Annotated in this window: 3 protein-coding genes and 1 pseudogene; 3 read left to right on the forward strand and 1 reads right to left on the reverse strand. The window is 70.2% G+C overall.

What is annotated here, in order from left to right:
* Both AC2VON_RS03080 and AC2VON_RS03085 read left to right on the forward strand, forming a co-directional pair.
* A partial coding sequence (locus tag AC2VON_RS03080; RefSeq protein WP_486951626.1) for a type I polyketide synthase occupies positions 1-3,898 on the forward strand: 3,898 nt, incomplete at its 5' end.
* A gap of 7 nt (positions 3,899-3,905) precedes the next feature.
* Positions 3,906-5,165 (forward strand): phthiocerol/phthiodiolone dimycocerosyl transferase family protein, encoded by a 1,260-nt coding sequence (locus tag AC2VON_RS03085; protein WP_486951627.1) that lies wholly within the window; start codon positions 3,906-3,908, stop codon positions 5,163-5,165.
* Here the strand turns inward: AC2VON_RS03085 and AC2VON_RS03090 are convergent.
* Positions 5,158-6,006, reverse strand: coding sequence for a class I SAM-dependent methyltransferase (locus AC2VON_RS03090; protein WP_486951628.1), 849 nt, complete (start codon positions 6,004-6,006; stop codon positions 5,158-5,160). The genes AC2VON_RS03085 and AC2VON_RS03090 overlap by 8 nt on opposite strands.
* 49 nt (positions 6,007-6,055) lie before the next feature.
* Here AC2VON_RS03090 and AC2VON_RS03095 point away from each other — a divergent pair.
* Positions 6,056-6,327, forward strand: a pseudogene (locus AC2VON_RS03095) (flavodoxin family protein); the annotation flags it as partial.

The raw sequence follows: 6,327 nt of genomic DNA on the forward strand, positions 1-6,327 counted from the left end.
GCAGACCGCCTGCTCGTCGGCGCTGGTCGCGGTGCACCTGGCCTGCCAGAGCATCCTCAACGGTGAATGCGACATGGCGCTGGCCGGCGGCGCGTCGCTGCGCATCCCGCACCGCGTCGGCTACTGGCACGAACCCGGTTCGATGGTGTCGGCGAGCGGGCACTGCCGGCCGTTCGACGCGCGGGCGGATGGGACCGTCTTCGGCAGCGGCGTCGGGGCGGTGGTCCTCAAGTCGCTGGAGGCCGCCGTCGCCGACGGCGACCGGATCCACGCGGTGATCCGCGGGTCGGCGCTGAACAACGACGGCGCCACGAAGATGACCTACGCCGCCCCAAACGCGGCCGGCCAGGCCGACGTCATCGCCGAAGCACACGCGGTCGCCGAGGTCGACGCCGCCACCATCAGCTACGTCGAAACCCACGGCACCGGAACACCGCTCGGCGATCCGATCGAAATCGAAGGCCTGCGAAAGGCGTTCGGCGTCTCCACCGCCGAGCGTGCTGCTCCATGTTTTATCGGCTCGGTCAAGTCCAACATCGGACACCTGGAGTCGGCAGCCGGCATCGCCAGTTTGATCAAGACCATCCTCTGCCTGCAGCACCGGGCTGTCCCGGCGACGCTGCATTACACCAGTCCCAACCCGCAGCTGCACCTGGACTCCGGACCTTTCGTTGTGCGCGGGGACTACGGGCCCTGGAAAGCCGGCGGGATCCGGCGCGCCGGGGTCAGCTCATTCGGGGTGGGCGGCACCAACGCCCATGTGGTCCTGGAGGAATGGCCGAAAACACCGCCCCGCCCTGCCCCGCCCGGCCCGCAGGTGCTGCTGCTGTCGGCGCGCAGCGCCGAGGCGCTGCAGCAGTCGCGCGCCGCGCTCGCCGCCGAGCTGTCCGGCCCGGACCAGCTGGCTGATCTGGCCGATGCCGCCTACACCCTGGCGCGGCGGCGCACAGAGCACATCCGGATGGCGGCTGTCGTCGCCGACCACCACGACGCGGCGACGGTGCTGGGCGCGGCCGAGCACGACAACGTGTTCATCGGCGAATCCATGCCCGGAGCGGATGATTCCGATGATTGCGATGTTTCCGGCCGGGTGGTGTTCCTGTTTCCCGGGCAGGGCGCCCAGCACATCGGTATGGCTCGCGACCTCTACGAATCCGAGCCGGTGTTCGCCGAGCACTTCGATGCGTGCACTGCGGGGTTCGACGCGGAGTTGCGCGTCGATCTGCGCGCGGAGATCTTCGGCGGCACCGCGCGCAACCTGGAGCGCACCGACCGGACCCAACCGGCGCTGTTCACGGTGCAGTACGCGCTGGCGAAGCTGGCCGAAAGCTACGGCGTTCGCCCGGCGGCGCTGGCCGGGCACAGCATCGGCGAGTACGCCGCAGCCACCATCGCCGGGGTTTTCGATGTGGAAACCGCCATCGCGGTGGTGGCCATGCGCGCCCGGCTGATGCACACCGCGCCCCGCGGGGTGATGGTCGCGGTGCCGCTGAGCCCCGATGCGATCGCCGAATACCTTTCTGCTGAAGTCGATCTCGCCACAGTCAACGACCCGGGTAGCTGCGTGGTGGCCGGTGCCGAGGGCGCCATCGCCAAGTTCACCGAACATCTTGCGCGGGCGGGGATCTCAGCGAGGCGGGTCCGCACCTCGCACGCCTTCCACTCCCGGCTGATGGATTCGGTGATCCCGGAATTCACCGGCTTGCTGTCTCGGCTGACATTGCACGAACCGCGGATACCGCTGCTGTCGAACCTCACCGGAACGTGGCTGGCGCCCGGCGAAGCCGCCAACCCCGCGACGTGGGCGCGTCAGGTTCGGGCGACCGTCCGGTTCGCCGACGAACTCGACGCGTTGCTTGCCGATCCGCGGCGCGTCCTGGTCGAGGTGGGCCCGGGCGGCACCCTCACCGGGTCGGCGATGCGTCACCCGAGGTGGTCGACCGGTCCGGCCGGCCACCGGGCCGTCCGGTTGATGCGCCACCACGCTCAGAACCGCAACGACCGAGACGCGTTCCTGCTGGGGCTCGGCCAACTCTGGGCGGCGGGGGTCGACGTCGACTGGGCACCCCGGCTCGGTGCCCACCGCCAGCTGGTCTCGCTGCCCGGCTATCCCTTCGAACGGCAACGCCACTGGGTGGATCACAACGCCGCGGCACGCTGGACGGCAGCGGCAACCAGCGAGGCGGCGGCCGGGCCAGATGGGCCGCGGGCGCAGGCCCGAACGCCGGCCGACGGCAGTTCGCCGACGGAGGCGACGCTGCGGCGCATCTGGGCGGTCTGCCTCGGCTTCGAAAACCCTGACGCGGTGGACCGCAACGCCAACTTCTTCGACATCGGCGGCGACTCGCTGGTCGCCATCAGCGTCGCGATGGCCGCCGCCCACGAAGGACTGGACCTCACGCCGCAGGACCTCTACGAGAACCAGACCGTCGCCGCGCTGGCCAAGGCACTGGTGGCCCGGTACGCCGCCAGCGGGTTGGCGCGGCAGTCGCCGGCCGAGGTCGCGCATCCTCCCGTTCCGCCGAACATCGCATACTTCCTCGAGCACGGCCTGCGCGAACGCGGCCGCTGGCGTGTTCCGCTGGTGCTGCGGCTGCGGCCCGACGTGAGCCTCGATGACATCCGTGCGGTGCTGACCGCGCTGACGACCCACCACGACGCGCTGCGGCTGCGCATCGGCCAGCGCGCCGGGACGTGGGAGCAGACCATCGAAGCACCGCGAGAGTTCGCAGAGCTGACCGTCCGGTCGCCATCCGGCCTGTCCGACGCGGCGGTGCCCGATGAGCAGGACCCGTCCAGCCCGCCGTTGACCGCCAGCTACGTGCAGGGCGGCGGGGAAGGCCCGGACCGTTCGTGCTCCCTGCTGCTCAGCGTGCACGCGATGGTGGCCGACCAGTTGTCGCGGGACATCCTGCTCACCGACCTGTTCACCGCGTTCGGCCAGCGGCTGGCCGGCCAAGACATCGAACTGCAACCGGTCACCACCTCATGGGCTGAATGGTCTCAGCGCTGCGCCGCCCTGGCCACCCATCCCGCTGTGGTCGAAAGCCGAGATTTCTGGCTGGCGTCCGCGGCGGCACCCACCCTGAGCGTCGTCTCGGACCCAGCGGACTTGCCGCCGCCCGGGGCGGGCGACCTGGTGCGGGTGCCCTCGCAGCTGATCGCAGCAGACACCACCGAACTCGACGACGCACGCCGCAAGCTGCGCTCGCCCATCAACGAATTCCTGCTTGCCGCGCTCAGCCGGACCGTCGCGGCCACCGTCGGCGACGGCACCATCGCCGTCGACCTCGGCGGACCGGGCCGGTCGGTGCTGCAACCCGACGTCGACCTGCGCCGCACCGTGGGCTGGTTCACCACGCTGTACCCGGTGCCGTTGCGCTGCGCGGCGGGCCCGGGCGTGACTGTCCGGCAGATGCTGGACGACGTGCACGAGATGCTCAACGCCGTCCCGCACTACGGAATCGGCTACGGACTGCTGCGCTACTTCTACGCGCCGACCGCGCGCCGGCTCGCCGCCCGCCCGGCCGAGGTCCACTTCGCCTACCTCGGCGTGATTCCCGACCTACCGGATCTGCCCGACGGCGACGCCCCCGTTGCGCTCAACCCCGACACCGCGCTGCCGGTGCGCGAACCGATTCCCGGCCTGGGCCACGCCCTCGAGCTTCGGGCGTACCGCTGCACCGGGGTGCTACACCTGGACTGGTGGTACGACAGCCGCCGCGTCGAGCCGGCCAGGGCGCAGGCGCTTGCCGACGGGCTCACGTCGACTCTGACGGAGCTGATCCGGGAGGCTGGGGAGGCTGGGAAGACATGGGCCGAAGCCGACTCGACCGGCGGCGACAGCGACGAAGACGATGTCGTGCTGGTGGACCTGTCCGCTATGGACTCAGGGTAGGAGAACGGTGTTTCCCACGTCGGTGATCCGCAAGCTGGCCAACAGCGAGGAGATGCTCGCCGAAACGCACAATTTCGTGGGCCTGGGCGCGCAACTGACGGGGCCGGTCGACATCGGCGCGCTGTCGGCCGCCTACGACGCGCTGCTCGAAGCGCACCCGATCCTCACCGCGCACCTCGAGCAGTGCCCCGACGGGCGTCACCAGTTCGTCACCGACGACCTGCTGCCGGCCCAGATCGAGGTGGTCGAACTCGACGACCCGGCCGCCGAGGGCCCCCCGCCGCACTTCGACCAGAGCGAGGCACTGGTCGGTCTTCGGGTGACCATCCGCGACGGCCAGCCGCAGCCGACCCTCTACGTCCACCACGCCGTCGCCGACGGCCACCACATGTACAGCCTGATCGAGGAACTGCTGTCCTACTACACCGACCTGGTGGGCACCGGAAAGATCGGCGCGGTCACCGTCGAGCCCGCGCCGGAGTCGATCGAGGCGGTGCTCGCCAAGCGGGGCATCGAAAAACAGCCGCGCTCGGGCGTCGAGCGGTTCCTGCCGGCGATGTTCGCCTACGACCTGCCGCCGACCCGGCGTACCGTCACAAACGTCAAACCGGTGTCGCCGGTTCGGGTTCCGATGGTGTCCGGCCGGTTGAGCGGGGCCGAAACCGAGGATGTCGTCGCGTTCGGCCGGGCGCACGACCTGACCCTGCACGCCGTGCTCTCGGCCGCGGTGCTGATGGCCGAATGGGAACTTCGGGGCCGGCGCAACATCCCGATCCCCTACCTCTACACCGTCGACCTGCGCTACTTCCTGTCGCCGCCGGTGTCGGCGACGGGATGCACCAACCCGGTCGGACTGGCGACCTACCTCGCCGAGATCGACCCCAAGACCCGGGTGGTCGAGCTTGCCCGCGACATCGCCGAGACGTTCCAGGCGGACCTGACCGCCGGGGTGATCCAGCAGTCCCGGTTGCACTTCAGCCCCGCCTACGTCGGCAACCCGCCCGGTCTGCCGGACGTCGTCGTGCTGTCCAACAACGGTCTGGTCCCACCGGTGCGCACCCCGCCGGGCGTGGAGGTGATCGCCACCCACGGCGAGCTGTACTTCGCGGTCAGCGCCGGAATCGACATCTACTTCACCCAGATCGTCGCCGGGCAGTTGAGCATCGAGTACCACTCGCACGGGCCGGCGCCGCAGCGCTCGGTGGATGCGATCCGGGCGCGGCTGCGCGACATCGCCCGCCAGCACGCCGCAACCGGTGTCAGCTAACCGGCCCGAACGCGTAGCGGTGGTAGGCAAACATCCCGCGCAGCGGCGGGATCGCCCGAGCCAGGCCGACGGCGCGCCGGAACCTCGCCGGCACCCGGTCAAAGGTGGCCGCGTCGAAGAACGTGGTGGCGGCCATCAGCCGGACCCCGCTGACGCGATCGAGGATGTCGTTCGGGCTGTTGACCGCCCAGTGCAGCGTGGAACCGGACTGCCGCTGCAACCGGTGCGTCCACTGCGAGGAGACACCCAGCCAGTTGTAGAAGTCGATCTGCAACTCGCCGCGGCCGAAGCGGTCGACGACGCGCCGCAGCAGCGCGACACCGTCGGGTTCGGTCAGGTACATGCTGACGCCCTCGGCCAGCAGCAGTGTGGGGCGGTCGGCGGGAATCCGGTCCAGCCAGGCGGTATCGGTCGCCGACACAGCGATCACACGGTAGCGGCAGTGGTGGAGGCGGTGCGTTCGGGCCGGAAAGACTTTCTCGCGCAACGCGATGACCTCCGGCTGGTCGACGTCATACCACTGCACATCCGGGCCGGGGTCGAGGCGGAGCACCCGGCTGTCCAGCCCGCAGCCGAGATGGAGCACGGCGGCCCGCGGGTTGGCGGCCAGGAATTGCGCCGTCCAGATGTCGTACAGGGCGGTGCGCACCGTCACCAGCGTCGTCCACCGGTCGGCCACCCCGAGTTCGTGCCAGGGGTAATCGATTCGGCCGGCCGCCTGCCTGGCGTAGCGGTCGCCGAGCACCGGCCGGGGGAGTTCGGCGTCGCGGGCTTTGCAGTACAGCGTCGTCAGCATCGTCTGTGCGGCGCCGTGCAGGTCGACGTGCACCTTGTCGGTCACGCCTGTGAGGGTAGTGGGCAGGGTAATAGGCTCGGCGGGAGGAGTTGAGATGACCGATACCGCCAATCAGCAGTGGGACCAGCCGCACCGTCCCCGCAGGGTGCTGCTGCTGTACTACAGCTACACCGGGCAGGCCCGCAGAGTGCTCGAGGCCGCCGGGGAGGTTTTCGCAGAGCGCGGCTGCGAAGTAGCTTGTGCCCCAATCGAGTTCACCGACCCGCGGTACGCCGAGCGGTTCGCCCGCTTCCCGATGAAGCGGGTCTGGCCCGACATGCTCAGCGTGCTGGGCGCCCAGAAGCGCGGCGCCACCGGGGCCATCGG

The sequence above is a fragment of the Mycobacterium sp. TH-M82 genome (genome assembly GCF_057473605.1).